This window comes from Kitasatospora sp. CMC57, from assembly GCF_045866025.2.
Classification (GTDB): Bacteria; Actinomycetota; Actinomycetes; order Streptomycetales; family Streptomycetaceae; genus Kitasatospora.
In genome coordinates this window covers 6078529-6104587 of record NZ_AP035881.2, presented here as the reverse complement: position 1 = coordinate 6104587, position 26059 = coordinate 6078529, and the positions used below count along the sequence as shown (strand labels likewise).

Sequence of the window (26059 nt, the reverse complement as noted above, 5' to 3'; positions counted from 1 at the left end):
ACGAATGTTCGACGTCGGCCGACATTCCCGTTCCCTCCGCCCTGACGCCGCGTTAGGCTCCCGCTGACCGATGATCATCAAGCGGGGAGAGTGCGTCATGCGCGTCAAGGATTTCGACCACCTGGTACTGAACGTCCAGGACGTCGAGCGGGCCCTGGAGTTCTACTGCGGGCCGCTCGGCCTGGCCCCGGTGCGGGTCGAGGAGTGGCGGGCCGGCAAGGTGTCGTTCCCGTCGGTGCGGGTCAGCCCGACCACCATCATCGACCTGGTCGCCCGGGAGCGCGGCGGGTCCAACGTCGACCACTTCTGCCTGGTCGTCGAGCCACTGGACTGGCAGGAAGTCATCGACTCCGGTGCCCTCACCGTGATCGAAGGCCCGGTCGGGCGCTACGGCGCCCGGGGCAGCGCCGAGTCGGTCTACGTCCAGGACCCGGACGGCAACGTGGTCGAGCTGCGCTGGTACCCGGAGGACGTCAAGGGCTGATCAACCGACCGCCAGCACCGACTGGGGGTCATTCAGGTACGGCGCCCAGGCGAGCTCGCCGGCGCCGACCAGCCCCGCGTGGGTGACCTCGGCGGACACGATCGGCACCCGGCCACTGCGGCCCCAGAGGCAGCGCTCGGCGACCACCGAGGCCAACCGGTCGGGGGCGGCGGCGAGCAGGTCGAGGTGCAGCCCGCTGAGCACGATGCGGTCGGGGTTGAGGATGTTGACCAACCCGGCCAGGCCGAGGCCGAGGCGGTCCACCACGTGGTCGACGGCGGTCCGGGCGGCCGGGTCGCCGTCGACCGACCGGGCCAGTTCACGGGCCTGGGCGAGCAGCGGCCGGTCCGGGTCGGGGGTACGTCCGGCAGCGGCGAACAGGGCCTCGGGGTCGGTCTCCGAGTTGAGGCAGCCACGGTTGCCGCACAGACAGGGCCGCCCCTGCGGATCCACCGTCAGATGACCGACCTCCAGGGCGAGTCCGGCGCTGCCGGTGTGCAGCCGGCCGTCGATCACCAGCGCCCCGCCGACGCCCCGGTGGCCGGAGGTCACCAGCAGCAGGTGCCTGGCACCGCGCCCGGCGCCGTGCCGGTGTTCGGCCAGTGCGGCCAGGTTGGCGTCGTTGGCCACCGCGCTCGGGAACGGGTCGAGGGCGCGTGGGCCCTGGTCCGCCTTGCGCACCTCCTCGGCGAACAGGTCGGCCACCGGCGTACCGCTCGGCCAGGCGAAGTGCAGGGCCACCAGCGCGGTGCCGTCCGGTTCGGTGACCGGGTTGGGCAGGGCGAGGGCGGTGCCGAGGCACCGTCGGCTGCTGGCCCGGGCCAGTTCGGCCCCGGCCTCGGCGACGGCGCGCAGCATCCGGGCCGGACCGGTGGCCGCGGGCAGCGGCAGGTGGACGGGCGGTTCGAGCCGGCCGCCGAGGCCGACCAGCGCGAGGCTCAGTCCGTCCGCGTGGATCTGGGCCGCGATCACCACCGGCCCTGCGGGGTCGACGGCCAGCCGGTGCGAGGGACGCCCACGTCCGCCGCCCGCCGGGCTGGAGTCGACGGTGATCAGGCCGAGGGCCTCCAGTTCGGCGCTCACCGCCCCGGCCGTGGCTCTGGTCACCTCCAGCGCGCTGGTCAGCGCGGACCGGGTCGGCGCCTGCCCGGTGTGCACCAGCGCGAGCGCCGGGCCGAGCAGCGTACGCCCCCGGTCGGGCGCGGCCCGCCGGGCGTGGGCCCCGGAGTTCTCGGCGGCGGCCAGGCGCGGAAGTGCGGCCGAGAGCGCGGAACCGCCCGCCCGCGCCCCGGTGCGCTCCTCGCCGTCCGGGGAACGCCGGGGTGACGGCCCGGCGGGAACGGAGCTGCGGGGGTCCTCGCCGGAGCGGTGCGGACTTGTAGGTGTGTGCGGCACACCCCTATTCTGCTTTTGTGCCGCTCCTAAACAAAACTCGCGCCCGTTCAACCGCCGACAACCACCCGGTCGGCCTCGCGCCGGCACCCGTCTGGACCACCGCCCGGATCGCCCTGACCGCCTTCTTCGCCGTCGACGGCTTCCTGTTCGCCGCTTGGGTGGTCCGGATCCCCGACGTCCGCGCCCAGGTGCACGCCACGCACAGCGCACTCGGCCTGGCGCTGCTCTGCCTCTCGGCTGGTGCCGTCGTGACCATGCCGCTGATCGGCCGGCTCTGCGTCAGGTACGGCAGCCGCCCGGTCACCGTCGCCTCGCTGGCCGCCCTCAGCCTCGCCGTGCCGCTGCCCGCGCACACCGGTTCGGTGCTCGGCCTGGGCGCCGTACTGCTGCTCTTCGGTGCGGCCTACGGCGCCGCCAACGTCAGCATGAACAGCACCGCCGTCGACCTGGTGGTCCAACTCCGACGCCCCGTCATGCCCAGCTTCCACGCCGGCTACAGCCTCGGCGGACTGCTCGGCGCAGCCGTCGGCGGACTGCTCGCCGACACCCTCGACACCACCTGGGCCCTGACCCTCAGCGGCGCGCTCGGCCTGCTGGTCACCGTGATCACCGGCGTCGCCCTGCTCCGGACCTCCACCCCCGCGACCACGACCTCCACCGCCACCACCCCGACCGCCACCACCGCCAGGCCCGTCGTAGCCACCCGGAGCCGCCAACCCGCCCGGAACGCCCGCCTGTTGGTGCTCCTGCTCGGCCTGGTGGCCCTCTGCGACGCCTACGGCGAGGGCGCACTCGCCGACTGGGCCACCCTCCACCTCACCGACGACGTGCACGCGAGCGCCGGACTGGCCGCCACCGGCTACGCCGCGTACGCCTTCGCGATGACCGCCGGGCGGCTGGGCGGCACCTGGCTCTCCGTACGGGCCGGGCAGACCCGGGTGATGCTCTTCGGCGGACTGACCGCTGCCGCCGGCATGCTGGTCGCCGCGCTCTCCCCCGCCGTCCCGCTGGTGCTGGCCGGTTTCGTCCTGATCGGCCTGGGCCTGGCCAACATCTTCCCGCTCGCCCTCGCCGCGGCCGGCGCGGCGGGCGGACCGCAGGGCGTCGCCACCGCCTCCACCCTCGGCTACGCGGGCATGCTGATCGGACCGCCGGTGATCGGCTTCCTCGCGGACGCCACCAGCCTCCCGCTCGCCCTCACCAGCGTCGCCGCAGCGGCCGCGCTGGCCGCCACCCTGTCACTGCTGGTCCGCCCGAGGCCCACCGCCCGCTGACGCGTCGATCCGTGGTCCGGTGCCCTGCTCCCGTGCCGGAGAGCAGCACCTACCCTGGGACCACCGATCCCCGGCTGCCCCGGCCGGACGGGCCCGACCAGCGAGGCAGGCAGATGACGATGGTTCAGGTACTCCGCGCCGACCAGCGCCCGGCCACCCCATGGCTGAACGGCGGTGGCATCACCCGCGAGGTGGCGGGGTACCCGACCGGAGCCGGGCTGGCCGACTTCCACTGGCGGGTGAGTCTGGCGGACGTGGCGCAGGGCGGTCCGTTCTCCCGGTTCGAGGGCGTCGACCGGGTGATCACCGTGGTCGAAGGCGCGGGGATGGCTCTCACGGTGGCGGGCACCGAGCACCGGCTCGCCGAACCGTTCAGGCCGTTCGCCTTCCCCGGTGACGCCGAGACCGGCTGCGAGCTGCTCGGCGGCCCGGTGGTGGACTTCAACGTGATGTCGCGTCGGGGGCGGGCCGCCGCCGAGGTCGAGATCGCGGACGGGCGGCGTGCTTTCACCGTCCCGGCGGACGCGGTGGTCCTGCTGGTCTGCCTCTCCGGTGGAGCTGAACTCGACTCGGCGGGCCTCCCGCTGGGTCGCTTCGACGCCGTCCTGCTCTCCGACCCCGGCGAGCACCTGCTCCACGTGGAGGGCCACACGGCGGTGGTGACGATCCGTCGGAGCGCCTGAGGTCCCGCCCTGTGGTCTGGACCTCTTGAGGGTTGCGGCCGCAGACTGCTGCGATGAGCATCGACTTCCCCGTGCACGGGCTGATGGTGCCCGAGCCGCAGGTACTACCGTTCGCCATCGGGTCGTTCGACACCATCGGGGAGCTGTCCCGGGCCGGTTTTCCGCACCGGCACTCGTTCTACGAGATCGTGCACGTCACGGGCGGGCGCGGCACCCACGTCGTCGACCTGGCGCACTGGCCGCTCGACCCGCCGCACCTGTGCGTGATCGCGCCGGGGCAGGTGCACTACTGGGACGAGGTGGACGGCCTCACCGGGCAGGTACTGCTCTTCAACGAGGACTTCCTGCTCTCCCATCCGGAGGACGTCACCGCACTGCGCACCCTGGCCGGCCGGCCGTGGCTGCGACTGACCGGCGCCGACCAAGAACTTCCTGCCCTGATACACGAACTGGACCGGGAGTACCGGATGCTGGCCGACGGATACTCGGGCGTGCTGCGCTCGTATCTGCACATCCTGATCATCCGCGCACTGCGCGCCTCGTCGTCGGGCGCGGGACCGGTGACACCAGGTCGTACGGACGAACTGGTGGCTTCGTTCCGGCAGTTGATTGCCGAGCCAGGCCGTTCGGTGACGGACTGCGCCCGGCAGCTCGGCGTATCCGCCGGCCACCTGCACTCGCTGGTCAAACAGGCCACCGGCCGTACGCCCGGCCGGCTGATCCGCCAGCAGCAGACCTTGACGGCCAAACTCCTGCTCGCTCGAACGGATCTGACGGTCCGCCAGGTGTCGAAAGAGTGCGGCTTCGGCGATCCGGCGTACTTCTGCCGGTTCTTCCGGCGGGAGACCGGGATGACGCCCGGGGAGTTCCGGGGCAACGCCGGAGGAAATCACCACGATCCCCGCCTGGAGTCCATCGCGGCTGCCCCGGACGGCCCGTAGGTTCACTGCTGGCCGCCGCGCCGCTCCCGGCACCGTCGGCTGTCATGAGCCCGGCATGGCCGCGCCCCCACAGCGGCCATGCCCTCGCCCGTCCCCCAGGAGACCCCCATGTCCCGAAACGACGAACCCAAGATGCACGAAACCGCCGTACCTGAGCGCCCGTTGAGTCGCAAGACGCTGCTGAAGGCTGTGACCGTCGCCGGTGCGGCGCCACTGCTGTTCGGCGCCGGGACCGCACTCGCCCGCGACCGGCGCGGCACGGGTTCTGCTCCCGAGCTCACCCCCGACTGCGACGACGGTGACGAGCCGACCGTCCCGCAGACCGAGGGCCCGTACTTCAAGCCGAACTCCCCGCTGCGCACCTCACTGGTGACGGCAGGCACCCCGGGCATCCGGCTCACCGTCAGCGGGTACGTCTTCGGCTCCGCCTGCCTGCCGATCGCCAACGTGCTGCTGGACTTCTGGCAGGCCGACGACAACGGCGCCTACGACAACACCGGCTTCACCTTCCGGGGCCACCAGTTCACCAACACCCAGGGCGCGTTCACTCTGAGCACGATCGTGCCGGGCCTCTATCCGGGACGCACCCGGCACATCCACGTCAAGGCCCAGGCCCCCGGGCGGCCGGTGCTCACCACCCAGCTGTACTTCCCGGGCGAGCCTCGCAACAACACCGACACCATCTTCGACGCCCGGCTCCTGATGAACGTCCGGCAGATCGAATCCGGCCGGGAGGGCACCTTCGACTTCGTCCTGAACGTCCCGCAGACCCCGACGCCCACCCCAACCTCCTCCAGCAGCCCCACCGCCACACCGACCGGCGGCAGTTGGGCTCCCGGCACCGCCTACCGGCCGGGCGACCGGGTGAGCTACGGCGGCGCGTCGTACCAGTGCCTCCAGGGCCACACCTCCATGGTCGGCTGGGAACCCCCGAACGTGCCCGCCCTCTGGCGCCGCCTCTAGCCCGGGGCACGCCCGGCCGACCGGCAAATGGGTTGCCCATCAACCGGGAACGCCGGGATGATACCGATATGTCGCGCACCTTCGAGGACCTCGTCGCCGAGGCCGAATCCGTCTCCGTCGACGGCTGGGACTTCTCCTGGCTGGACGGCCGGGCCACCGAGCAGCGCCCCTCCTGGGGCTACCAGCGCACCATCGGCGCCCGGCTGGCCGGAGTCTCCGCCGCGCTGGACATCCAGACCGGTGGCGGCGAGGTCCTGGCCGGGGCGGGGAGGTTCCCGCCCGTGATGGCCGCCACCGAGTCCTGGCCGCCGAACGTGGCGAAGGCGACCGCGCTGCTGCACCCGCTCGGTGCGGTGGTGGTGGCCGCCCCGGACGAGCCGCCGCTCCCGTTCGCGGACGGCGCCTTCGACCTGGTGACCAGCCGCCACCCGGTGGAACCGTACTGGTCGGAGATCCACCGGGTGCTCCGGCCCGGTGGCACGTACCTGGCCCAACACGTCGGGCCGTCCAGCGTGTTCGAGCTGGTGGAGTACTTCCTCGGGCCGCTGCCCGCCGAGACGTACCGGAGTCGGCACCCTGACGACGAGCGCGGCCAGGCGGAGGCGGCCGGGCTGGAGATCGTGGACCTCAGGTCCGAACGGCTGCGGATCGAGTTTCTCGACGTCGGCGCGGTGATCTACTTCCTGCGCAAGGTGATCTGGATGGTGCCCGGCTTCACCGTCGCGCAGTACCACGACCGGCTGCGCGAACTGCACGAGCGGATCAGGGCCGAGGGGCCGTTCGTGGCGCACTCCGCCCGTTTCCTGATCGAGGCCCGGCGACCCCACTGACCCGGACGTACCCGTCAGGCGCCTTCGCCCGGCAGCCGCAGGTCCCAGCCGATCAGCTCGCGGAGCTGGTCGGCGGTCAGGTCGCCCGACAGGGCGGTGGGCGGCTCGTGCCGGAACGGCGGCTGCCAGCCCTCGGCCTCGGACCAGCTGCGGACCACCTTCGCCGGCGCGCCCGCGACCACCGCGTGGTCGGGCACCTCGCCGCGCACCACCGAACCGGCCGCCACCACCACGTTCCGCCCCAGCTTGGCGCCCGGCAGGATCACCGCGCCGGTGCCGATCCAGCTGCCGGAGCCGATCTCCACCGGCTCGTTGCGCGGCCACTGCTTGCCGATCGGCAGCCCGGTGTCGTGGTACGAGTGCGCGGTGTCGGTGATGTAGACGTACGGGCCGGTCCAGACGTCGTCCCCGAGGGTGATCGACTGGTGGCCGACCAGGTGGCTGCCCCGGCCGATCACGCAGCCGCCGCCGATCCGGACGATCGGCTCGTCGCCCAGATCGAGCCCGGGGACGAAGCCGGCCGAGATGGTGACGCGTTCGCCGATGATCGAGAACGGGCCGATGGTGATCCACTGCTCGTTGAACACCGTCCCGAGCGGGAAGGACAGCTTGGTGCCGTCCCCCAGCTCGCGGAACCGGTACGGCCCCGGGTTCTGGTTGGAGACCGCGCCGATTCCCTGCACCCAGGTCCAGCCCCGGTGCACCAGCCGCCCGGCGAGTCGGCGGCCGCGGGCGCGGGCTGCGGTGGCGAGGGCACTGGCTTTCGGCATGGCCCCCACGCTAGCGGTACTGACCCGTCGGTAACACGGGGAGGGAGCAAGCTCACACCAGGTCAGAGCCACCCTGGCGGCACCGGGGTCAGGGCCGCGCCGCCTTCACCCCGTGCACGGCGGCGTACTCGGCCGCCAGCCACGGTCCGAGGTCCTCGGTGAACGTCCGCAGCACCTCCCGGTCCGCCGTCGGTGCGAGCGCGACCGACGCGGCCGTGCGCAACTGCCCGGCCCGCTCCGGGTAGTAGCCGCCGGCGATCTCGGCGGAGCGGGTCAGATCGCTGGTCCACCCGCCCCAGCGGGGCATCACCAGGGTGAACGCGGTCCTGACCAGCCGTCGGGCCACCGCCCGGTTCAGGGCGCGCGGCTCGACGGTGCTGGCGCGCCAGCGGGGCAGCGCGAGCGCCAGGTCCCCGTTGGTCTCCCGGGCCAGCAGCGAGGTCGGCCGGTAGCTCGGCAGCTCTGCGGCCAGGTCGGGCCCGAGCAGCGGGGTGCACAGACAGGCCAGGAACCAGCCGAGGTCGTACCGTTCCAGCTCGCCGAGCACGGTGGCGGTGTCGAAGAGCAGGATGCCGACGCCGTCGATCACCCCGTGCCCGGCGTCCAGCGCGGCCTCCAGGGCGTCCGCGTCGGTGCGGTCCGCCCCGGTCGGCGGGCGGTGCAGGACGAGCAGCAGGTCCAGGTCGGAGCGCCCCGGGCGGGCGGTGCCGCGCGGGATGCTGCCGTACAGGTAGCCGCTGTGCAGCCGGTCCGGGCCGAAGGTGTCGGCGATCCCCCGCCGGGTGGCCTCGACCAGGGGGCCGAACTCCGGCTGCACGCGGTCGAGCGAGCCCTCCCGCGCGATGAAACCCCGGTCGTCCAGCCCCTTGTCGATCATGCTCCGTACGGTACTACTCCACTACTCCGCCCACGGGGCAGGTCGGCGCTCCAGGAAGGCCCGCATGCCCTGCTGTGCCTCGGCCGAACCGAACAGCCGGGCGGACTGCGCCACCCGCTCGTCCGCGTCCCGCTCGAACGAGGCCACCACCCCGGCGTTGGCCAGTCGCTTGCTCTCGGCCAGGCCCTGCGGCGAGCCCAGCCGGATCGCGTCCAGCAGCACCTTCGCGGCGGCTGACGGGTCGTCGGCCGCCTCGGTGACCAGACCGATCCGGGCCGCCTCGGCGGCGTCGAAGGTCTCACCGGTCAGGTAGTAGCGGGAGGCGGCGCGCGGCTCCAGCTTGGGGCGCAGCGGCAGCGAGATCACGGCGGGCGCCAGGCCGAGCCTGACCTCGGTGAACGCGAAGGTGGCCAGCGGTCCCGCCACCACCAGGTCGGCGGCGCCCAGCAGTCCCAGCCCGCCCGCCCGGACGTGCCCGTTCACCAGCGCCACCACCGGCTTCGGGCAGTCCACGATCGCCCGCTGGAGGTCCACCAGTCCGCGCGGCCCGACCGTCGGGTCCGCCCCGGTGGCCTCCGACAGGTCGGCCCCGGCGCAGAAAACCTTCCCGGTATGCCCGAGCACCACCGCCCGGACGGCGGGATCGGCCGCCGCCTCGGCCAGACCGCGCGTCAGCTCGGCCATCAGCCTGCTCGACAGGGCGTTGCGGTTGTGCGGGGAGTCCAGCTCCAGGGTGGTCACGGCATCGACGGTGCTGACGCGGACGAAAGGTACCTCGCGGGTCATCGCGCTGTTCCTGCTTTCCGGCTGAGGGTGGCTGGGCTCGGGCCGGTGGGCCCGCCCGACAGGACTCTGACATGCCCACCCACCTCCCCACCAGAGGCCCGCCCGGCGAAACCCGCTGGTCATCTCCGGGCCGCTGCGGCAGCATCACCCCTCATGTCCACCGACCGACGCCTGCTGCTCGCGCCCCGGATCAACGAGACCGGCCTGCAGCTGCTCACCGCCGCCCACGCCCGACGGCCTGCCCGCCAGGACCGCGACCGGCTGGCGGCCGCCGCAGGACGCCACGCCGCTGGTGCACCTCTACGGCGGCCCGCTGTACGCCGACGCGGTGCGGTGGTGGTCGACGTCGGGCTGCTCGCGGACGGTGGCTGGGCCGTGGTGGAGGCCAACCCGGCGTGGGCCAGCGGCGGGTACGCCTGCGACCCGGACGCGGTGCTCGACGTGGTGCTCCGGGCGGCCGGTCCGCTGAGCGAGCTCCGCGCGGCGGACCGGCCGTACTGCCGGGAGCTGCCGGTCGTCACGGGGTAGCTGCGACCTCGGAGGCGACCGGCCTGCTCCGCTGCGCCCAGCGGACGGCGGCCGGCATCGCGGCGGCGCCGACCAGCATCAGGGCGCCGAGCAGGATCCAGCCGAGCAGCCCGTTGGTGATCACCACGGTGGTGATCAGCACCGGGCCGAGCATCAGGGCGGCGGCCAGCCCGGAGTTGAAGACCCCCTGGTACGCACCGTGGTTGCCGTCGCCCGCAAGGTCGTAGCTGAGCGCCCAGCCGGCCGCCTGGCAGAAGATCTCGCTCAGCGTCTGGCAGGCCACCCCGGCGATCAGCAGCACGGCGGCCAGCCAGCCCGGCAGGCCGTGGGCCAGGCCGATCAGCAGGCAGGCGGCGATCAGCAGGCCACCCCGGCGGAAGATCCGGGCGGCGGCGGTCGGTTCCTCGGTGCCCCGGGTGGCACGGACCTGGAGAAGCACCACCAGCACGGTGTTGACGATCAGTGAGACCGCGACCAGCACCCGGGGCGCGTCGGTGTGCTCCACCACCCAGAGCGGGACCCCCACCTCCAGCATCGAGAACTGCAGCCCGAGCAGCCCGTTCAGCACGCTCACGGCCGGGGAGGACGAATGCACCGCCTCCAGCTCGAACTGGACGACCTGGCCTCGGCCGCGTTCGCCTGCTCCCCGCTCCAGGAGGCCGTGCTCAGCCTGCGGATCTGGACCCACCCTGGGGCCTACCACCCGGCGCAGACCGCCTGGTTCGAGCTGATCAGGCCGGAGTTCGAACGGCTCCCGCAGGCGGCGTTGCTCCGCTCGCTGGTCGCCTCCAACCGCTACGTACCGGACTTCCTGACGCCCCGTCCGGCCACCCCGTTCCCGGACTTCCGCAGCGAGCTCGCACTGGTCCGGGCCTTTCCGCCGGAGCGGCTCGCGACCGAGCTGACCCGCACCCACCTGCCGCACGACCGGTGCCTGCCCGCACCGCTCGCCGACGGTCTGGCGGCCGACCCGGCCGGGCTGCTCGCCGAGATCGCCGACGCCCTCGCCGCGTACTGGGACCGCTGCCTGGCCCCCGCCTGGTGGCCCCGGGCCCGCTCCGCCCTCCAGGCCGACATCGTGCACCGCTCCCGGATGCTCGCCGAACGCGGCGCGGCCGCGCTCTTCGCCGACCTGGACGGCCGCCTCGCCTGGGCCGACGGCGTGCTGTCCATCCGCAGGAACTGGGCCTCCGGCGACGCCGAGGTGATGGTGGCCCGCCGGGGTCTGGTCTTCTCCCCCAGCTGCTTCGTCCGCGGCGCCGTCACCTCGATCGGCGACGAGTACCCGCCGTCGATCGTCTACCCCGCCCGAGGCCAGGCCACCATGGCCCCCTCACCCCGGGCCACCCCCGTCCCCGAGGCCCTCGAACTCCTCCTCGGCGCCCCCAAGGCCCGCCTGCTCGCCCTCCTCGAAGAGCCCACCTCCACCACCGAACTCGCCGCCCGCCTCGGCGTCACCCCCGGCGCCGTCAGCCAGCACCTCTCCGTCCTCCACGCCACCCGCCTGGTCACCCGCACCCGCAGCGGCCGCCTGGTCCTCTACACCCGCAGCGCCCTCGGCGACCAACTCCGCACCTGACCTGTGGCCCGGTACCGTAGACGCCGACGGCAGCCACAGACCCCGACGGCACCGAGAGGGTGAGCCCGTGTGAGCGCACAACCCATCGCGTACGGCGACGTCGACCACGAGGCCGCCCTGAAGTACGCCGTACAGCTCATCGACCACCGGTGGGCGCAGGTCATCGAGGGGCGGATCGTCCTGGTGTCACCCATGTGGGACCACGAGAAGGTGGCCGCGAAGATCCGCCGTCAGCTCGACCAGCGCGTGGACGAACTCGGCTGTATCACCGGCTCCGGCAATCTCGACCTGCCCGGCTCGCCGAACTGGTACATGCCCGACCTCGCCGTCATCCCCGAGGACCTGGCCGCCGGGGCCGGCGCCCTGGTCCCGGAGCAGACTCTGCTGGTGGTCGAGGTGACCTCGGAGTCCAACGGCGACACCGACCGGATCACCAAGCGCAAGCGCTACGCCCAGTACGGCGCACCGCTCTACCTGCTGGCAGACCGTCAGAACCGCGAGTGCACCCTGTTCTCCGAACCGCACGACCTCGGCTACGCCGTCGTGGACGGACCGCACCCCTTCGGCACCCCGATCGAGCTGCCCGAGCCCTTCGGCCTCACCCTCGACACCGCTGGCTTCTGAGATCGGCTGAAAGGCGCTTGACGCCCCGGGGGGCCGCCGGTTTCCTGCTGCGATGGACGATCTTCGCTTCACGCCGGTCCGTGGGGATGTCGGGCTCCGGGACTGGCAGTACGTGCACAACGCGATCATCCCGACCGACCCGCTGTCGCTCGACGAGATCCGCGAGCGGGCCGGGCGGAACAGGCTGGAGGTCGCGTACCTCGGGGGCACGCTGGTCGGGTGCTCCACCGTGCGGCTGCCGGCCGAGGGGACCGCGACCGTGATCGCCCGGGTGCTGCGGGAGCACCGGCGGCGAGGGATCGGCGCGCGGCTGTACGGGCACGCCCTGGCGTACGCGCGGTCGCTCGGTGCGGCGGTGATCGAGACGGTGGTGCTGGAGTCCAACCGGGACGGGTTGCGGTTCGCCGAGGCGCAGGGGTTCGTCGAGATCGAGCGGTACCTGCTCCCGGGGGACACGGTGCCGTTCATCGATCTCCGGCTGGCCTGACCCCGGCGGGCGCGGCACACCTCCCGGCACGAGAGAATGACCTCATGACCGACGAGCACAACGAAGCACCGAAGTCCGCGAACGAACGCAGGGAGCAGCTGTTCCAGGCCATGCGCAAGGGTGGCGGCGCCTGGGACTGGGTCCGGGCGCGGGAGACGTACTACGAGCACCCGGACCCGCGCACGGTCCGTCGCGACCTCGAACAGCTGCGCAAGGCGGGCCGGGTGTTCCGCGACCGCGAGACCGGCCTGTACGAGGCGGTCGGTTACTGAGCCGCGGCACCACGGTGGCCTCCTCCCGGACGGGAGGAGGCCATCGGCGTCAGCGGGCCGCGATCGAGGCCAGCCGACGGGCCGCCCGGTAGTCGCGCATGATCTGGGCGAAGGTGGTGTGCCCCTGGGTGGTGCGGGCGAACGCCCGCCAGGCCGGGCCGACCAGGCAGACCGCGGCGTGGAACAGGTGCGGCCGGCGCTCGAAGGCCCCCAGCATGACCTTGCCCGCGCGCATCTCGACCCCGAGGCCCGCCTTGATCGCGAAGGCGTAGTTCAGCGCCTGCCGCCGGACGTCCGCCGACCCGTCCGCCTCGGCGATCTTCACGGCCCACTCGCCCGCCAGCCGGCCGGAGCGCAGCGCGTACGAGATGCCCTCCCTGGTCCACGGCTCCAGCAGCCCGGCCGCGTCGCCCGCGACCAGCACCCGGCCCCGGGACAGCGGCGAGTCCTCGGCCCGGCACCGGGTCAGGTGACCCGACTCGATGCTCGGGGTGAAGCCGGACAGGCCCAACTGCCTGATGTAGTCGGCGAGGTAGCCCTTGGTCGCCTCGCCGTCCCCGCGCGCGGAGATCACCCCGACGGTGAGCGACCCGGACTCGGTCTTCGGGAAGACCCAGCCGTACGAGCCGGGCAGCGGGCCCCAGTCCAGGTGGATCCGGCCCTGCCAGTAGCGGAGCACCGACTCGGGGACCGGGATCTCGGCCTCCAGGCCGAGGTCGATCTGGTCGAAGGTCACCCCGACGTGCCGCCCGATCCGGCTGGCGCTGCCGTCCGCGCCGACCACCGCGCGGGCCTCGATCCGGCGGCCGTCCGAGGTGGTGACGGTGACGGTCCGTCCGGCACCGGCCGGCTGCTCGACCCCGGCCACCGTGACGCCGGTGACCAGCACCGCCCCGGCCTGCTCGGCCGACTGCACCAGGCGCAGGTCGAACTCGTCCCGGTTCACCAGCCCGAACAGCATCCGCTTGGAGCGCCGGGTGCGGGTGAAGCGGCCGCCGAGCGCGAAGGTGACGGCGTACACCCGGTCCTGTAGCGGGAGCTTGAAGTCCTCGGGCAAGCTGTCCCGGGACGGGCCGATGATGCCTCCGCCGCAGGTCTTGTAGCGGGGGTGCTCGGCCTTGTCGAGCAGCAGCACCCGACGCCCCTGCCGGGCTGCGCCGTACGCGGCGGAGGCCCCGGCCGGACCGGCGCCGACCACCACGACGTCCCAGACACCCGCCAAGGGGTCGGGTCCGTCCGACACTTCGTCAGCGTCCGGCCCGGGCGCGGCGGGCGGGTCGATGCGGTCCTGGCCGAGGGAGCTACCGGAGTCAGTCACGGACAGCAATCCTAGTGCCGATGAGCAGGTGCGGAGCCAGCCGCCGGGCAAAGACCCTCCGGCAGTCTGCGGCCTATCATCGATCCATCCCTGACAGCGCCATTTCATCCGCACCCTACCGGAGTGAACCGATGACTCAGCAGTCCCTGGCCGCGGCCGTCCGATCCCTGATGCCGCGGGCCAAGGCCGAGCTGGCGGACCTGGTGTCCTTCCAGTCCGTCGCCGACCCCCGGCAGTTCCCGGTCGAGGAGTGCGAGAAGGCCGCCCGCTGGGTGGCCGCGGCCCTCGCCGCCGAGGGTCTGACGGGCGTTCGGCTGCTGGACACCCCGGACGGCACCCAGTCGGTCTACGCCGAACTGCCCGGCCCCTCGGGCGCGCCGACCGTGCTGCTGTACTCGCACTACGACGTGCAGCCGCCGCTGGACGACGCCGGGTGGCTCTCCCCCGCCTTCGAACTGACCGAGCGGGACGGCCGCTGGTACGGGCGCGGCGCGGCCGACTGCAAGGGCAACATCCTGATGCACCTGACGGCCCTGCGGGCGCTGCGCCAGGTGGACGGCGCCTACCCGGTCGGGCTCAAGGTGATCGTGGAGGGTTCGGAGGAGCAGGGCACCGGCGGCCTCGAACAGTACGCCCAGGCGCACCCCGAACTGCTCACCGCCGACGTCGTGGTGATCGGCGACACCGGCAACTTCGCCCCCGGCCTTCCGACCGTCACCGCCACCCTGCGCGGCATCACCGAGGCCGCGATCACCGTCACCACCCTGGCGGGCAACCTGCACTCCGGAGCCTTCGGCGGCGCCGCCCCCGACGCCCTGCAGTCACTGATCAAGGTGCTCGCCTCCCTGCACGACGAGCACGGCGACGTCGCCGTGGACGGCCTGCGAGCCGACCAGACCTGGCTCGGAGTCGCGTACCCGGAGGAGCAGTTCAGGGCGGACGCCAAGGTGCTGGACGGCACCGCCCTCACCGGCACCGGTACGGTCGCGGACCGGCTCTGGGCCCGCCCGGCCGTCACCGTCCTCGGCATCGACGCACCGCCGGTGATCGGCGCCACCTCCTCCGTCCACTCCACCGCCCGGGCCCGGGTCAGCCTGCGCATCCCGCCGGGCATGGAGCTCAAGACCGCCCAGGAGGCCCTGGAGGCCCACCTGCTGGCCGCCGTCCCGCTCGGCGCCCACGCCGAGGTCGAACGCCTCGGCGGCGGCAGCCCGTTCAGCGCCGACACCACGGGCCCGGCCTACGAGGCGATGGGCGCCGCCATGCACGAAGCCTTCGGCACCCCGATGGTCACCTCCGGCGAGGGCGGCTCGATCCCGCTCTGCAACACCCTGCACACCCTCTACCCCACCGCCGAGATCATCCTCATCGGCGTCGAGGACCCCACCACCCAGATCCACGCCGTCAACGAGAGCGTCGACCCGTCCGAGCTGGAGCGGATGGCCCTGACCGAGGCGCTCTTCCTGCGCAACTACGCGGCGTTGAAGGGTGGTGCCGGGTCCTGAACCCAGCCAGGCGGCCTCCGAGTGCATGGACGGTGAGGCCGGCGGCCAGGCCGGCGCCCGCACCGAAGCAGAGCTCGGCGATCAGCCCGCGTTCCCGGCGGGCGAGCCGGTGCACGGCGCCGGCTGCCGTGGCCAGCGCCAGGCCGGTCAGCGCCGTCCTGGTCAGGCCGGGAGCCCGCATCCGGTGGCGGGCGAGCAGGGCCAGACCGGCGGCCGAACTCCCATACTGCAGCAGGGTGTAGAGCGGGATCCCGGCCACCTCGGTGTTCAGGACGGGGAGGGCGCGGACCCCGGCCCGGCCCTGGTGGGTGAAGGAGTCCCAGCAGACGTGGGTGGCGGCGCCGATCGCGGCCGAGGCGGCGAACCAGCCGCACCGCTCGGCTTGCACCGGGCGCGCCGCCGGGCGGACCAGTCCGTACCACCACCAGGTCAGCCCGCCCGCGATCAGCACGTCCACCGTCGGCACGGCCCACCAGCGGTGCGTGACGCCGCCGAAGCCGTAGCACCCGCGGAGCAGCGAGTCCGCGAAGAACGGCACGTCCGGCGCCATCGACCCCGCCATCAGCCCGGCCGCGACCAGCGGCCCCCGCGCCCGAGCCCCGTCCAGCAGCGGAAGCACGGCGGCCGGGTGACTGAACGTGAAGGGCATCGAACCATCCTGTCAGAGCCGGTCCAACTCCTCACCGATCGCGCGCCGGAGCCGGTCGTGGCCTTCACCGAGGCGGTGTTCGGCCGCCGGGTTGGTCCAGTGCGTTCGCGGATACAGCCAGACCGGCCCGCCGACCAGTTCCGCTGGTTCCCATGCGTAGCGGGGCCAGACATGCGCGTGCAGGAAGCCGTCGGTGTTGCCGAGGATCTCCAGGTTGACCCGGCGGAAGGCCGGGTCGAGCCGACGGCAGGCGCGCTCGACCGCCTCGCCGAGGCGGTCCATGTCAGCCAGGAAGGCCGTGCGCTGAGGGCGGGTCAGCTCGGAGAGCCGCTGTACCCCGGGCCGGTCGGTGAGCAGCACGGCATAACCCGGCAGGAACTGGACGTCGCCGATCACCGCGAACCCGGCCGTGAGCCGCCGCAGCACGGTGGGGTTCTCGCCGCGCAGCGCGGAACCGATCCGGTCGTGGCGCCAGTCCGCCCGTGGGTCCCGCGAGTCGTCCGTCATTCCGTCGACGCTACCCGGGGGTCGGAGCGCCGACCGCCGCCGGGAGGCCCGCCTCCAGGTAGCGCAGCTCGCCGCCGGCCCGGGCGTCCAGGGCGGCGGCCAGGCGGCGGAGGCGGTTCGGCGGGAGGAGGGTGGCGGCCTCGTCGAGGGTGACGAAGCGCCAGCCGCGCAACTCCTCGGCCGGGAGCCGGAGGGCGCTCCGGGCGTGGGCGTCGAGCCGGCCGCCGTCGTACATCAGGCGCAGGCCGCCTCTTCGCGGGCCGGTGCGGGGTTCCCAGTCCACCGCGAGCAGGCGCAGTGCGGCCGGTTCCAGCCGGAGGCCGAGTTCCTCGGCGGTCTCCCGCAGGGCGGCGTCGGTGGGTGCCTCGCCGCGTTCGACCACGCCGCCGGGGAACTCCCAGGCGGGTTTGTAGACCGGATCGACCAGCAGCACCCGGTCCTGGTCGTCGAAGAGCAGGACCGCGGCGGCCACGGTGTCGCCGGTGGTGTCGGCGCTCTGCACGATCGGGCAGACCGCGACGCCGTCGTTGACCAGGGCGGCCAGGTGCTCGGCGGTCTGACGCGGGGTCAGCCCTGCGGTGTCGATCAGTTGGGCGTCCCGGCTGAGCCAGCGGCGGGCCAGCCGGTACTGGGGCAGGTGCTCCCGGCACCAGCTGCGGACCCGGGCGCTGGCCGCCGGGTCCCCCGGGCACTCGTCCCGGCTCTCGATCCGCTCCTGCAGGATCGTTTCCGCAGGGTCCAGGACGAAGTGGTGCACCGCCAGCCCCCGGGCGGCCAGCCCGCCGAAGATCTCGTCCCGGTAGTCCTCCCTGAGCAGGGTCATCGGCACCACCAGCGGCCCGGGCACCTCGGCCAGCAAGGCCGCGGCCACCTCGGGCACCAGCCGCCGCCAGGCGGCCAGGTCCTGGTAGTCGGAGACGGTGGCCATCCGGTCCGCCGGCAGGATGTGCCGCAACCCGTGGCCGACGAGTTCCGGGTCGTAGAGCACGCTGCCGGGCAGCAGCTCCACCAACTCCCGGCAGGCACTCGTCTTGCCCGCTCCGAACGTGCCGTTGACCCAGACGATCACAGTCTGCCCCTGCCTTCCGCCACCCGGATGGCCCAGCCCACTCCGGCGCCATCGAGGTGGTCCCCCGTCACCGCCCCACCCATGCCTACCGGCCGGTACCGGTGTCGGTTCCCGGCCGTACGGCATGTGTCAGCCGCACACTCGGATCTCCTGACCTGCACAGGTCACTCCGTCCACGGTGCGTCAGTCCCGCTCCAGCAGCTGCTTCTTGAGCACCTTGCCCATCGCGTTCCTGGGCAGCTCGTCCACCAGTACCACCCGGCGGGGCCGCTTGTGCACGGAGAGCCGCTCGGCCACGAAGGCGGTCAGCTGATCCCCCGTCACCACCCCGTCGGCGATCACGAACGCCACCACGGCCTGCCCGAGATCCTGGTCCGGCGCACCGATCACCGCCGCGTCGGCGACCGCCGGGTGGTCCCGCAGCGCGGCCTCCACCTCGCCCGCGCCGATCCGGTAGCCGCCGCTCTTGATCAGGTCCACCGAGGCCCGGCCGACGATCCGGTGGAAACCGTCCGGACCGATGGTGGCGACGTCGCCGGTGCGGAACCAGCCGTCGGCGGTCCACGTCTCCGCGTCCGCGTCCGGCCGGTTGAGGTAGCCGCTGAACAGCGTCGGCCCGGCGACCTGGAGTTCGCCGACCGTCTCGCCGTCGCCCGGCACCGGGCTGCCGTCCTCGGCCACCAGCCGGGTCCTGACACCGTCCAGCGGCAGCCCCACGCTGCCGGGGCGGCGTTCGCCGTCGGCGCGGGTGGAGACGGTGATCAGCGACTCGGTCATGCCGTACCGCTCGATCGGCGCCTGCCCGGTCAGCGCGGCGAGCCGGTCGAAGACCGGGGTCGGCAGCGGGGCGCTGCCGGAGACCAGCAGGCGGGCGGTGACCAGCGCCCGCGCCGAGGGTTCGTCGGCCGCGATCCTGGACCAGACGGTCGGCACCCCGAAGTACAGGCTGCCGCCCGCCTTGGCGTACGCCTCCGGCGTGGGTCGGCCGGTGTGCACCAGCCGGCTGCCGGTGCGCAGCGCGCCCAGCACACCGAGCACCAAGCCGTGCACGTGGAACAGCGGCAGCCCGTGCACCAGGGTGTCCTCGGCGGTCCACTGCCAGGCGGCGGCCAGCGCGTCCAGGTCGGCGGCCACCGCGCCACGCCGGATCACCGCGCCCTTCGGCGCCCCGGTGGTGCCGGAGGTGTAGAGCACGAAAGCCGTACCCTCCACCCCCGGCTCGGCGTACGTGCGGCTCGAACGGGCCGTCAGCTCGACCGGCAGCGGCTCGATCCCGTCCGGTGCCGCCGTGCCGACCGGCAGGGCCAGCAGCGTCGCCCCCGAGTCGCGCAGGATGTGCGCACGCTCCTTCGGTCCGGAGTCCGGCGGCAGCGGCACCACGGGGACGCCCGCCAGCAACCCGCCGACGGTGGCCACCACGGTCTCGGCGGTCGGCCCGGCCAGCACCGCGAGCGCCGGTGCACCCGCCACCCGGTCGGCCACCGCCGTTGCCGCGCCGAGCAGTTCCTCCCTGGAGAGTGGCCGTCCGTCGATCCGCAGCGCGTCGGCGGCGTCGCCGTGGCCGCCCTCAAGTGCCGTCAGCAGTCCCATACCGGGGACTCTAGTGCCGCGCCCGGCAAGGTTTGCCCTGTCGCGTCGTTCAGGGCCCCTTCCTGCCCGGCGCGGCACTGGCGGAGGGGGTCAGGCGCCGGCCGGGGACGGGCGCCGCCGGACCGCGCCCAGGGTCGCAGCCGCACCGGCCGCCGCGCAGCACACCAGCATTCCGGCCGTCCCGCCGAACGCCGTGACCGGACCTGCCCGGTCCACCAGCACGCCCCCGGCCGCCGCGCCGAAGGCGGCGCCCAGGTTGTAGGCGGTGTTCACCCACGCGCCCGCCTCGGTCCGGGCGCCCTCGGGCACCAGCTCCTCCACCAGCTGGTACGCGGTGATCAGCAGTACGTCCGTGCAGGCGCCCGCGCACAGCAGCGCCATGGCCGTGGCGGCCAGCGCGTCGACCGCGGGTACGGCGTAGCAGCAGGCCGCCGCCGCGACCAGCAGCACCGGCCGCCGCCGGAGCGGGCCACGCCACCGGTGGCCGCCGTACAGCAGGCCGCCCAGCACGCCACCGACCGCGAACAGCGTGGTCAGGACCCCGGCCGCCACGGTGCCCCGGGCGACCACGATCGCGAGCTCGCACACACTGAACGCCGCGGCCGCCCCCAGCACGGGCAGCAACATCGGCCGGAATCCCTTCACCCGCAACGGGTTTCCGGAGCGCACTCCCCCGGAGCACACGCTGCCCGGCACACCCCGCAGGGCCGCCGCCAGCAGACCGAAGCCGGTCAGCACCAGCAGCGTGCAGACCCCGAGGGCGGCCGGAGCGCCGAGGGCCGCGACCAGGAGACCGCCGAGCAGCGGGCCGAGCGCGAAGACGGTGGACTCCGCCGCCGTGTCCAGGCTCAGCGCGGACTGCCGCTGCGCCTCGTCGGCGACCAGCCTGCCCCAGAGCGTGCGCATCAACGGGCCGACGGGCGGCGGGAAGACGCCGGTGATCAGCCCGAGGGCGGCGATCAGCGCGGTGGGGGCGTGCGCGGCACAGGCGGTGGCCGCTGCCGCAAGCAGGGCAGTGTAACTGACGGACAGCCAGGTCAGCGCGGCGGGCCGGCGCTCCACCAGCCGGGCCCTGGCGGGCCCGAGCAGCGCGGTGACCAGTCCGAACAGGCCGGCGACGGTGCCCGCCACGGCGTACGAGCCGGTGCCCTCGTACAGCGTCAGCAGCAGCGGCAGGCCGATCACGCCGTAGCTGAGCCGGGCGAACATCGCGGCGGTGAAGAGCCGGGGGGCGTGCGGAAGGGTGAGGACAGCGCGATAGGACGCGCTGCCCCGGGAGGGGCGTGACATGGGGTGATCTCCGATGAACGGGCGCGCCGAGGCTCAGCAGGGCGCGTACGGGCGCGACGGGGCGTGGCCTACGGCACCGGCCGCCCCTGTTCGCCAGGGTGCGCGGTGCGGTCGGGCTGACGGCCCGTCAGTGCGGATCGGAGGGAATCACGGACGGAAGCATAGCCGGACACGGCGGAGCCCCGCCGGAGGAGTTCCGACGGGGCTCCGCTGACACCTGACCGGCTCAGCCCTTGCGGGTTTTGACTTCGGTGGTGAGTTGGGGGAGGACGGTGAAGAGGTCTCCGACGACGCCGTAGTCGACGAGTTCGAAGATGGGGGCTTCGGGGTCCTTGTTGACGGCGACGATGGTCTTGGAGGTCTGCATGCCGGCGCGGTGCTGGATGGCTCCGGAGATGCCGGCGGCGATGTAGAGCTGGGGGGAGACCTGCTTGCCGGTCTGGCCGACCTGGTTGGTGTGGGGGTACCAGCCGGCGTCGACGGCGGCGCGGGAGGCGCCGACGGCCGCGCCGAGGGCGTCGGCGAGGTCCTCGACCACGCCGAAGCCGTCGGCGGCGCCGACGCCGCGGCCGCCGGAGACGACGATGGCGGCCTCGGTCAGCTCGGGGCGGCCGGAGGAGACGCGGGGGGTGCGGGCGGTGACGGTGGCGGCGTTGCCGGTGAAGGCCACCTCGACGCTCTCGACCGTGCCGGCGGCGGGGGCCGGCTCGGGGGTGGTGGAGTTCGGCTTGACGGTGATGACCGGGGTGCCGTGCGTGATGGCGGACTTGACCTGGAAGGACGCGGCGAACACCGACTGGGTGGCGACCGGGCCGCTCTGGCCGGCTTCGAGGTCGACGGCGTCGGTGATGACGCCGGAGTCCAGGCGCAGGGCGACGCGGGCGGCGATCTCCTTGCCCTCGCCGGAGGAGGTGACCAGGACGGCGGCCGCGTTGGTGGTGCGGGCGATCTGGGTGAGGGCATCGACCTTGGGGACGACGAGTTGGTCGGTGAACTCGGCGGCGTCGGCGGTGTAGACCTTGGCGGCGCCGTATTCGGCGGTCCTGGCGGCGATGGTGGCGGTGGCGGGGCCGGCGCCGAGGATGACGGCGGCGGGCTCGCCGAGGCGGCGGGCCAGGGTGAGCAGTTCGAGGGCCGGCTTGCGGACCACACCGTCGGCGTGGTCCACGAGAACCAGGATCTCAGCCATGATTTTTGTGCTCCTGATGGTCGGGAGGTGCGCTGACGGGGTCAGATGAACTTCTGCTCGGTGAGGTAGGCGGCGAGGGCCTTGCCGCCTTCGCCTTCGTCCTTGACGATGGTGCCGGCGGTGCGGGCGGGGCGGGCGGTGATGTCCTGGACGGCGGTCCAGGCGCCGGTGAGGCCGACGGTGTCGGCGTCGATGCCCAGGTCGTCGAGGTCGTAGGACTGCACCGGCTTCTTCTTGGCGGCCATGATGCCCTTGAAGGAGGGGTAGCGGGCTTCGCCGGACTGGTCGGTGACGGAGATGACGGCGGGCAGGGTGGCCTGGACCTGCTCGGTGGCGGCGTCGCCGTCGCGGCGGCCGGTGAGGGTGGTGCCGTCGAGGGTGACCTCGGACAGGAGGGTGGCCTGGGGGACGGCGAGGCGTTCGGCGAGGAGGGCGGGCAGGACGCCCATGGTGCCGTCGGTGGAGGCCATGCCGCAGACGACGAGGTCGTAGCCGGTGGTTTCCAGGGCCTTGGCGATGATGGCGGAGGTGCCGATCACGTCGGTGCCGTGGATGTCGTCGTCGTTGACGTGGACGGCCTTGTCGGCGCCCATGGACAGGGCCTTGCGCAGGGCGTCCTTGGCGTCGTCGGGGCCCACGGTCAGGACGGTGACCTCGGCGTCGCCGTGGGTCTCGGCGATGCGCAGGGCCTGCTCGACGCCGTACTCGTCCAGCTCCGACAGGAGGCCGTCGACGGCGTCCCGGTCGGTGGTGGTGTCGTCCGCGAAGCGACGGTCACCGGTCGCGTCGGGCACGTACTTCACACAGACAACGATCCTCAAGCTCACGGCCTGTCTCCTGTACTGGTCTCGTCCGGCGGCTGCGGCTGTGCAAGCGGGCGCGAAATCGTCACGCACCCGCTCCGGGCAGCGGATTCCTGTGCCCGTCCGGAACTTGCTGGCAGCATACTCGCGAGTAGCTTAGCCGTCACTACTGGCCAGTAGCTTAGCTCTGCCCAAGCCCGGACGGGTGCTCCGCACCCCGCGTCGCCCCCGACCGCGGACGGCCCGGAACGGCCGCACTGCCGTCTGCGCCCCATCCTGCCCCAGGCCGGGCCGCCCACCCGCTGACCGGGCGGCAGATCGACTGTGAGATTGAACGGTCTTGACAGATTCACCTGGCCGGACGGGGCCGGACGGACCCTCAGATGCCGTGCCCGCCCTGCTCACTTCACCGTGCCTGCCCTGCTCACTTCAGCGCGTCGCGCGCATCTCGCTTCACCGCGTACGGCGCATCAGATCGCCTCGCCCAGCGCGGCGATCACGTCGGCCCGGCGCGGCTGACCGGCGGCCCGCCGCACCTCCCGGCCGTCCGAGTCCAGCACCAGCACGGTCGGCGTCCGCAGGATGTCCAGCCTGCGGACCAGGTCGAGCTGCTGCTCGGCGTCCACCTCGACGTGCGCCACCCCCGGCACCAGCTCCACCACCTCGGCCAGCACCCGCCGGGTCGCCCGGCACGGCTGGCAGAACGCGGTGGAGAACTGCACCAGCGTGGCCCGCTCCCCCAGCCCGGCCCCGAGGTCCCCGGCGGTGAGCACCACCGCCCCGCTCTTCGCCCGCATCCGTAGTCTCCCGTCCCGCCGGGCCCGCAACAGGCCGAAAACGCTCGCCACCACGATCACCACAGCGCACACCAGCAGCCCGGTCATCGCTCCAGTGTGCGGCATCTCACCACCGGCCCGGCCGGGGGGCGTACCATCACCGCCATGGACTCCAAGCACCTGACCCGCCGTCGCGTGGTCGACCTGTGCCGGGTGACCGCGAGCGGCTGTCGCTGACCTGCCGTCAGCCCGCTCGTCCCCCCTCGTCCTGGAGTCCCGATGCAGATCGACCCGCGCGGGCCGCGCTTCGCCGCCGCGCTCACCTCCCTGGTGCTCGCCACCGTCCTGATCACCGGCAGCGGCCGGCTGCTCGCCGTCCAGGCCGCCGTCTTCGCGGCCGGCACGCTGATCGGCCTGCAGTACTCGCCGTACGGCTGGCTCTTCCGCGTGCTGGTCCGGCCCCGGCTCGCGCCGCCCACCGAGCTGGAGGACGCCCGGCCGCCCCGGTTCGCCCAGGCCGTCGGCCTCGGCTTCGCCCTGGTCGGCACCGTCGGCTACCTCACCGGCCTGACCGGGCTGGGCCTGCTGGCCACCGCCTGCGCGCTCGGCGCGGCCTTCCTGAACGCGGCGTTCGGCTACTGCCTCGGCTGCGAGATGTACCTGCTGCTGCACCGTGGGCGGGCCCGGCTGGGCGCGGCGCGCCGGTAGCGCCGCCGGTCCCGCTGTCGTCACCGGTCGGACAGGCGTGACATCCGACCATCGTTCGGGGGATCATTCGGGTGTATCACCCGGGGCCACCGTGGCCTGCCGTGCCTCCGGTCCGGCTCGCCCGCACCCCGGGACCACCTGACCGGGCCCCGAGCCCGTGGGAAGTAGGGCTTACCGTGGCAGAGTTCGTCTACCCGCCGGTGATCGGCACCGCGCTCGCCGTGTTCCGGGCGCTGGACGTCAAGATCCAGATCATCGGCGCGGAGAACATTCCCGCCACCGGCGGCGCGGTGCTCGTGAGCAATCACATCAGCTACCTGGACTTCCTCTTCGCCGGGCTCGGCGCCTTCAAGGGCGGCAAGCGCAAGACCCGCTTCATGGCCAAGGACGACGTCTTCAAGCACGCCGTCTCCGGCCCGCTGATGCGCGGCATGAAGCACATCCCGGTGGACCGGGCCGACGGGCAGCCCGCGTACGACGCCGCCGTGAAGGCGCTGCGGGCCGGCGAGGTGGTCGGCGTCTTCCCCGAGGCCACCATCAGCCGCTCCTTCACCCTGAAGAAGTTCAAGACCGGCGCCGCCCGGATGGCCGCCGACTCCGGCGCGCCGCTGCTCCCGGTCATCCTCTGGGGCACCCAGCAGCTCTGGACCAAGGGCCGCCCGAAGACCCTGACCAAGCGCCACGTCCCGGTCACCATCATGATCGGCAAGCCGATAGAGCTGGCGCCCGGCGACAAGCCCGTCATGGTCACCCGCCGCCTGCGCACCGCCATGACCGAGATGCTCGAGCAGGCCCAGCGCGACTACCCGGGCAAGCCCACCGGCCCCGACGACACCTGGTGGCTCCCCGCCCACCTCGGCGGCACCGCCCCCACCCTCGAGGTCGCCGAAGCCGAGGACGAGGCCGAGGCCGCCGCGCGTGCGGAGCAGCGCAGCCAGGGCTAGCGGGTCCCCGGCTCAGCGCCCGTAGGTGTCGATGTTCTCGATCCGCCAGCTGCCGTCGGTGCGGACGGCGTCGACGGCGAACATCGCGGCGGAGTAGCCGGCGGCGTCCGTGGCCCCGTCGGCGGTGCTGGTGTTGCGCTGGTCGGCGAAGACCAGCACGCGGGCGCGGTCGCCGTCGAGGGCGGTCACGGCGGCGTCGGTGACGGTGGTGGTGAGGACCAGCTTCTTCGCCGCCGCCTGGGCCCGGACCTGGGCCAGCAGGGTGGCGTGCTGCTCCACCGCTCGGCCGGTCAGCAGGCGGTGGGCGGCCTGGTCGGTGCGGGCGGGGTCGGCGTGGGTGAAGGAGAACAGGGCGTTCACCGCCTCGGTGATCCGGCCCTTGACCTCGCTGGTGGCGGCCGGGTCGGAGAGGGCGGTGTTGTGCAGTCCGGCGTCGGCCCGCAGGTCGGCGGCGGCCACGGCCGACCAGGCGCCGAAGCCGCCGGACAGGACGGCCAGCGCGAGCAGGACGGCGGGGAGCCGACGTCGGCGCGGCGGCCGCACCGCCGGGGCCGGGGCGACGGGCGGGCGGGTCGCGGCCAGTCGGCGTTGACGGTTGATCAGGTGGCGGGTGGTGGTCGACATGGCGGCGATGCTCCTCAGTGCCCGGCGGGGGACGCGGACGGTGTGGCCTGCGCGGCCGAAGCGGTGGTGCCCATCGGGGCCTGGCCGAGGGCGCTGAGCTTCCAGCCCTCGCCTGTCCTGGTGAGCCGGCCGAGCATCCGGCTGTCCTTGGTGACCGGCTGCTCCTGCCCGGTCCGTACGGTGATCCGGACCGCGACCATCACCGCGGCCTGACCGGACCCTTCGTCGAGTTCGGTGACCGCGCCGTCCAGTACCCGGGCGGTGGTGACACTCTGCGCCTGCTTGACCTGCTTCTCGAACTCTTCCCGCCCCTGCACCAGTTGGCTGTGCAGATCGCCGGTGGTGGACTGTTCCCAGAGATCCAGTCCCGGCGTCAGGGCGGCGTGGTCGAGGGTGTTCAGGTTCTGTACGGCCTGCTCCCCCGCCGCGAGCGCCCGGTCCCTGGCCCGGGCCAGGTCGGCGGAGCCGTCGTGTGCGGCCGCGTACCAGGACCAGCCGCCCCAGGACGCCGCCACCACCCCCGCCAGCAGCAGGCAGGCCGCGAGCACCGGCAGCCGGTCGCGAATCCTACGCACCGTCATCCACTCCTCCGTG

At 73.4% G+C, this 26059-nt stretch carries 30 protein-coding genes; 14 read left to right on the top strand and 16 right to left on the bottom strand.

Going from position 1 to position 26059, the window contains the following annotated elements; genetic code table 11:
• The first annotated feature begins 97 nt into the window (after positions 1 to 97).
• Complete coding sequence (locus tag ACKUU6_RS27415) at positions 98 to 484, top strand: VOC family protein (RefSeq protein ID WP_407991244.1); 387 nt, start codon at positions 98 to 100, stop codon at positions 482 to 484.
• Here the strand turns inward: ACKUU6_RS27415 and ACKUU6_RS27410 are convergent, their stop codons facing one another.
• Entirely contained in the window at positions 485 to 1729 is a 1245-nt protein-coding gene (locus tag ACKUU6_RS27410) for an ROK family protein (protein ID WP_407992255.1), read from the bottom strand.
• Positions 1730 to 1896: 167 nt separating this feature from the next.
• Here ACKUU6_RS27410 and ACKUU6_RS27405 point away from each other — a divergent pair, with 167 nt between their 5' ends.
• From ACKUU6_RS27405 to ACKUU6_RS27385, 5 genes are all read left to right on the top strand, one after another.
• Entirely contained in the window at positions 1897 to 3153 is a 1257-nt protein-coding gene (locus ACKUU6_RS27405) for an MFS transporter (RefSeq protein ID WP_407991243.1), read from the top strand.
• Between the two features lie 113 nt (positions 3154 to 3266).
• Positions 3267 to 3836, top strand: coding sequence for a HutD family protein (locus ACKUU6_RS27400; RefSeq protein ID WP_407991242.1), 570 nt, complete (start codon positions 3267 to 3269; stop codon positions 3834 to 3836).
• A 53-nt stretch (positions 3837 to 3889) separates the two neighbouring features.
• Positions 3890 to 4777 (top strand): helix-turn-helix transcriptional regulator, encoded by an 888-nt coding sequence (locus tag ACKUU6_RS27395; protein WP_407991241.1) that lies wholly within the window; start codon positions 3890 to 3892, stop codon positions 4775 to 4777.
• A gap of 108 nt (positions 4778 to 4885) precedes the next feature.
• Positions 4886 to 5740: a carbohydrate-binding protein gene (locus tag ACKUU6_RS27390; RefSeq protein WP_407991240.1), complete on the top strand. Its 855-nt coding sequence runs from the start codon at positions 4886 to 4888 to the stop codon at positions 5738 to 5740.
• Positions 5741 to 5808: 68 nt separating this feature from the next.
• On the top strand, positions 5809 to 6570 hold the full coding sequence (locus ACKUU6_RS27385) for a class I SAM-dependent methyltransferase (protein WP_407991239.1): 762 nt from the start codon (positions 5809 to 5811) through the stop codon (positions 6568 to 6570).
• A 14-nt stretch (positions 6571 to 6584) separates the two neighbouring features.
• Here ACKUU6_RS27385 and ACKUU6_RS27380 read toward each other — a convergent pair whose 3' ends face one another.
• The 3 genes from ACKUU6_RS27380 to ACKUU6_RS27370 all read right to left on the bottom strand — a co-directional run bounded on the left by ACKUU6_RS27380 (position 6585) and on the right by ACKUU6_RS27370 (position 9003).
• Positions 6585 to 7340, bottom strand: a complete 756-nt coding sequence (locus ACKUU6_RS27380; protein ID WP_407991238.1) for an acyltransferase — start codon at positions 7338 to 7340, stop codon at positions 6585 to 6587.
• Between the two features lie 88 nt (positions 7341 to 7428).
• Complete coding sequence (locus tag ACKUU6_RS27375) at positions 7429 to 8217, bottom strand: nucleotidyltransferase domain-containing protein (protein ID WP_407991237.1); 789 nt, start codon at positions 8215 to 8217, stop codon at positions 7429 to 7431.
• Positions 8218 to 8238: 21 nt separating this feature from the next.
• Positions 8239 to 9003 carry an enoyl-CoA hydratase family protein gene (locus ACKUU6_RS27370; protein WP_407991236.1) on the bottom strand — a complete coding sequence of 255 codons (765 nt, stop codon included), beginning with the start codon at positions 9001 to 9003 and terminating at the stop codon, positions 8239 to 8241.
• A gap of 153 nt (positions 9004 to 9156) precedes the next feature.
• On the opposite strand from ACKUU6_RS27370, the gene ACKUU6_RS27365 reads away from it, so the two are divergent.
• Positions 9157 to 9531 (top strand): ATP-grasp domain-containing protein, encoded by a 375-nt coding sequence (locus ACKUU6_RS27365; protein ID WP_407991235.1) that lies wholly within the window; start codon positions 9157 to 9159, stop codon positions 9529 to 9531.
• Here ACKUU6_RS27365 and ACKUU6_RS27360 read toward each other — a convergent pair.
• Positions 9521 to 10105, bottom strand: a complete 585-nt coding sequence (locus ACKUU6_RS27360) for a hypothetical protein (protein WP_407991234.1) — start codon at positions 10103 to 10105, stop codon at positions 9521 to 9523. The two genes, ACKUU6_RS27365 and ACKUU6_RS27360, sit on opposite strands and share 11 nt — an antisense overlap.
• Positions 10106 to 10120: 15 nt before the next feature.
• Between ACKUU6_RS27360 and ACKUU6_RS27355 the strand changes: the two genes are divergently transcribed.
• The 4 genes from ACKUU6_RS27355 to ACKUU6_RS27340 all read left to right on the top strand — a co-directional run bounded on the left by ACKUU6_RS27355 (position 10121) and on the right by ACKUU6_RS27340 (position 12493).
• Positions 10121 to 11110: an ArsR/SmtB family transcription factor gene (locus ACKUU6_RS27355; protein ID WP_407991233.1), complete on the top strand. Its 990-nt coding sequence runs from the start codon at positions 10121 to 10123 to the stop codon at positions 11108 to 11110.
• A gap of 69 nt (positions 11111 to 11179) precedes the next feature.
• A complete protein-coding gene (locus ACKUU6_RS27350; RefSeq protein WP_407991232.1) occupies positions 11180 to 11734 on the top strand; it encodes a Uma2 family endonuclease in 555 nt (184 codons plus the stop codon).
• Between the two features lie 52 nt (positions 11735 to 11786).
• Positions 11787 to 12221: a GNAT family N-acetyltransferase gene (locus ACKUU6_RS27345; RefSeq protein WP_407991231.1), complete on the top strand. Its 435-nt coding sequence runs from the start codon at positions 11787 to 11789 to the stop codon at positions 12219 to 12221.
• Positions 12222 to 12265: 44 nt separating this feature from the next.
• Positions 12266 to 12493 carry a hypothetical protein gene (locus tag ACKUU6_RS27340; RefSeq protein ID WP_407991230.1) on the top strand — a complete coding sequence of 76 codons (228 nt, stop codon included), beginning with the start codon at positions 12266 to 12268 and terminating at the stop codon, positions 12491 to 12493.
• A gap of 49 nt (positions 12494 to 12542) precedes the next feature.
• Here ACKUU6_RS27340 and ACKUU6_RS27335 read toward each other — a convergent pair whose 3' ends face one another.
• Positions 12543 to 13811 (bottom strand): geranylgeranyl reductase family protein, encoded by a 1269-nt coding sequence (locus ACKUU6_RS27335; protein ID WP_407991229.1) that lies wholly within the window; start codon positions 13809 to 13811, stop codon positions 12543 to 12545.
• Positions 13812 to 13942: 131 nt separating this feature from the next.
• Here ACKUU6_RS27335 and ACKUU6_RS27330 point away from each other — a divergent pair, with 131 nt between their 5' ends.
• Positions 13943 to 15316: a dipeptidase gene (locus ACKUU6_RS27330; RefSeq protein ID WP_407991228.1), complete on the top strand. Its 1374-nt coding sequence runs from the start codon at positions 13943 to 13945 to the stop codon at positions 15314 to 15316.
• On the opposite strand, the gene ACKUU6_RS27325 is transcribed toward ACKUU6_RS27330, so the two are convergent.
• The 8 genes from ACKUU6_RS27325 to ACKUU6_RS27290 form a co-directional block, all read right to left on the bottom strand.
• A complete protein-coding gene (locus tag ACKUU6_RS27325; protein WP_407991227.1) occupies positions 15216 to 15965 on the bottom strand; it encodes a DUF4184 family protein in 750 nt (249 codons plus the stop codon). The genes ACKUU6_RS27330 and ACKUU6_RS27325 overlap by 101 nt on opposite strands.
• Before the next feature lie 12 nt (positions 15966 to 15977).
• On the bottom strand, positions 15978 to 16472 hold the full coding sequence (locus ACKUU6_RS27320; protein ID WP_407991226.1) for an HIT family protein: 495 nt from the start codon (positions 16470 to 16472) through the stop codon (positions 15978 to 15980).
• Between the two features lie 10 nt (positions 16473 to 16482).
• On the bottom strand, positions 16483 to 17541 hold the full coding sequence (locus ACKUU6_RS27315; protein ID WP_407991225.1) for an NUDIX hydrolase: 1059 nt from the start codon (positions 17539 to 17541) through the stop codon (positions 16483 to 16485).
• Positions 17542 to 17724: 183 nt separating this feature from the next.
• Entirely contained in the window at positions 17725 to 19131 is a 1407-nt protein-coding gene (locus tag ACKUU6_RS27310) for an acyl-CoA synthetase (protein WP_407991224.1), read from the bottom strand.
• A gap of 90 nt (positions 19132 to 19221) precedes the next feature.
• Positions 19222 to 20421 (bottom strand): MFS transporter, encoded by a 1200-nt coding sequence (locus ACKUU6_RS27305; RefSeq protein ID WP_407991223.1) that lies wholly within the window; start codon positions 20419 to 20421, stop codon positions 19222 to 19224.
• Between the two features lie 226 nt (positions 20422 to 20647).
• Positions 20648 to 21610 (bottom strand): electron transfer flavoprotein subunit alpha/FixB family protein, encoded by a 963-nt coding sequence (locus tag ACKUU6_RS27300; RefSeq protein WP_407987765.1) that lies wholly within the window; start codon positions 21608 to 21610, stop codon positions 20648 to 20650.
• A gap of 41 nt (positions 21611 to 21651) precedes the next feature.
• The gene (locus tag ACKUU6_RS27295) at positions 21652 to 22437 is read right to left on the bottom strand and encodes an electron transfer flavoprotein subunit beta/FixA family protein (RefSeq protein ID WP_407987764.1); all 786 of its coding nucleotides are present in this window, start codon (positions 22435 to 22437) and stop codon (positions 21652 to 21654) included.
• 446 nt (positions 22438 to 22883) lie between these two features.
• Positions 22884 to 23297, bottom strand: coding sequence for a thioredoxin family protein (locus tag ACKUU6_RS27290; protein ID WP_407991222.1), 414 nt, complete (start codon positions 23295 to 23297; stop codon positions 22884 to 22886).
• A gap of 171 nt (positions 23298 to 23468) precedes the next feature.
• Between ACKUU6_RS27290 and ACKUU6_RS27285 the strand changes: the two genes are divergently transcribed.
• Both ACKUU6_RS27285 and ACKUU6_RS27280 read left to right on the top strand, forming a co-directional pair.
• Complete coding sequence (locus ACKUU6_RS27285; RefSeq protein WP_407991221.1) at positions 23469 to 23897, top strand: DUF4395 domain-containing protein; 429 nt, start codon at positions 23469 to 23471, stop codon at positions 23895 to 23897.
• A 176-nt stretch (positions 23898 to 24073) separates the two neighbouring features.
• Positions 24074 to 24841, top strand: a complete 768-nt coding sequence (locus ACKUU6_RS27280) for a lysophospholipid acyltransferase family protein (RefSeq protein ID WP_407991220.1) — start codon at positions 24074 to 24076, stop codon at positions 24839 to 24841.
• A 12-nt stretch (positions 24842 to 24853) separates the two neighbouring features.
• Here ACKUU6_RS27280 and ACKUU6_RS27275 read toward each other — a convergent pair whose 3' ends face one another.
• On the bottom strand, positions 24854 to 25465 hold the full coding sequence (locus tag ACKUU6_RS27275; RefSeq protein WP_407991219.1) for a hypothetical protein: 612 nt from the start codon (positions 25463 to 25465) through the stop codon (positions 24854 to 24856).
• Between the two features lie 14 nt (positions 25466 to 25479).
• Positions 25480 to 26046, bottom strand: a complete 567-nt coding sequence (locus ACKUU6_RS27270) for a hypothetical protein (RefSeq protein ID WP_407991218.1) — start codon at positions 26044 to 26046, stop codon at positions 25480 to 25482.
• Positions 26047 to 26059: the final 13 nt, after the last annotated feature.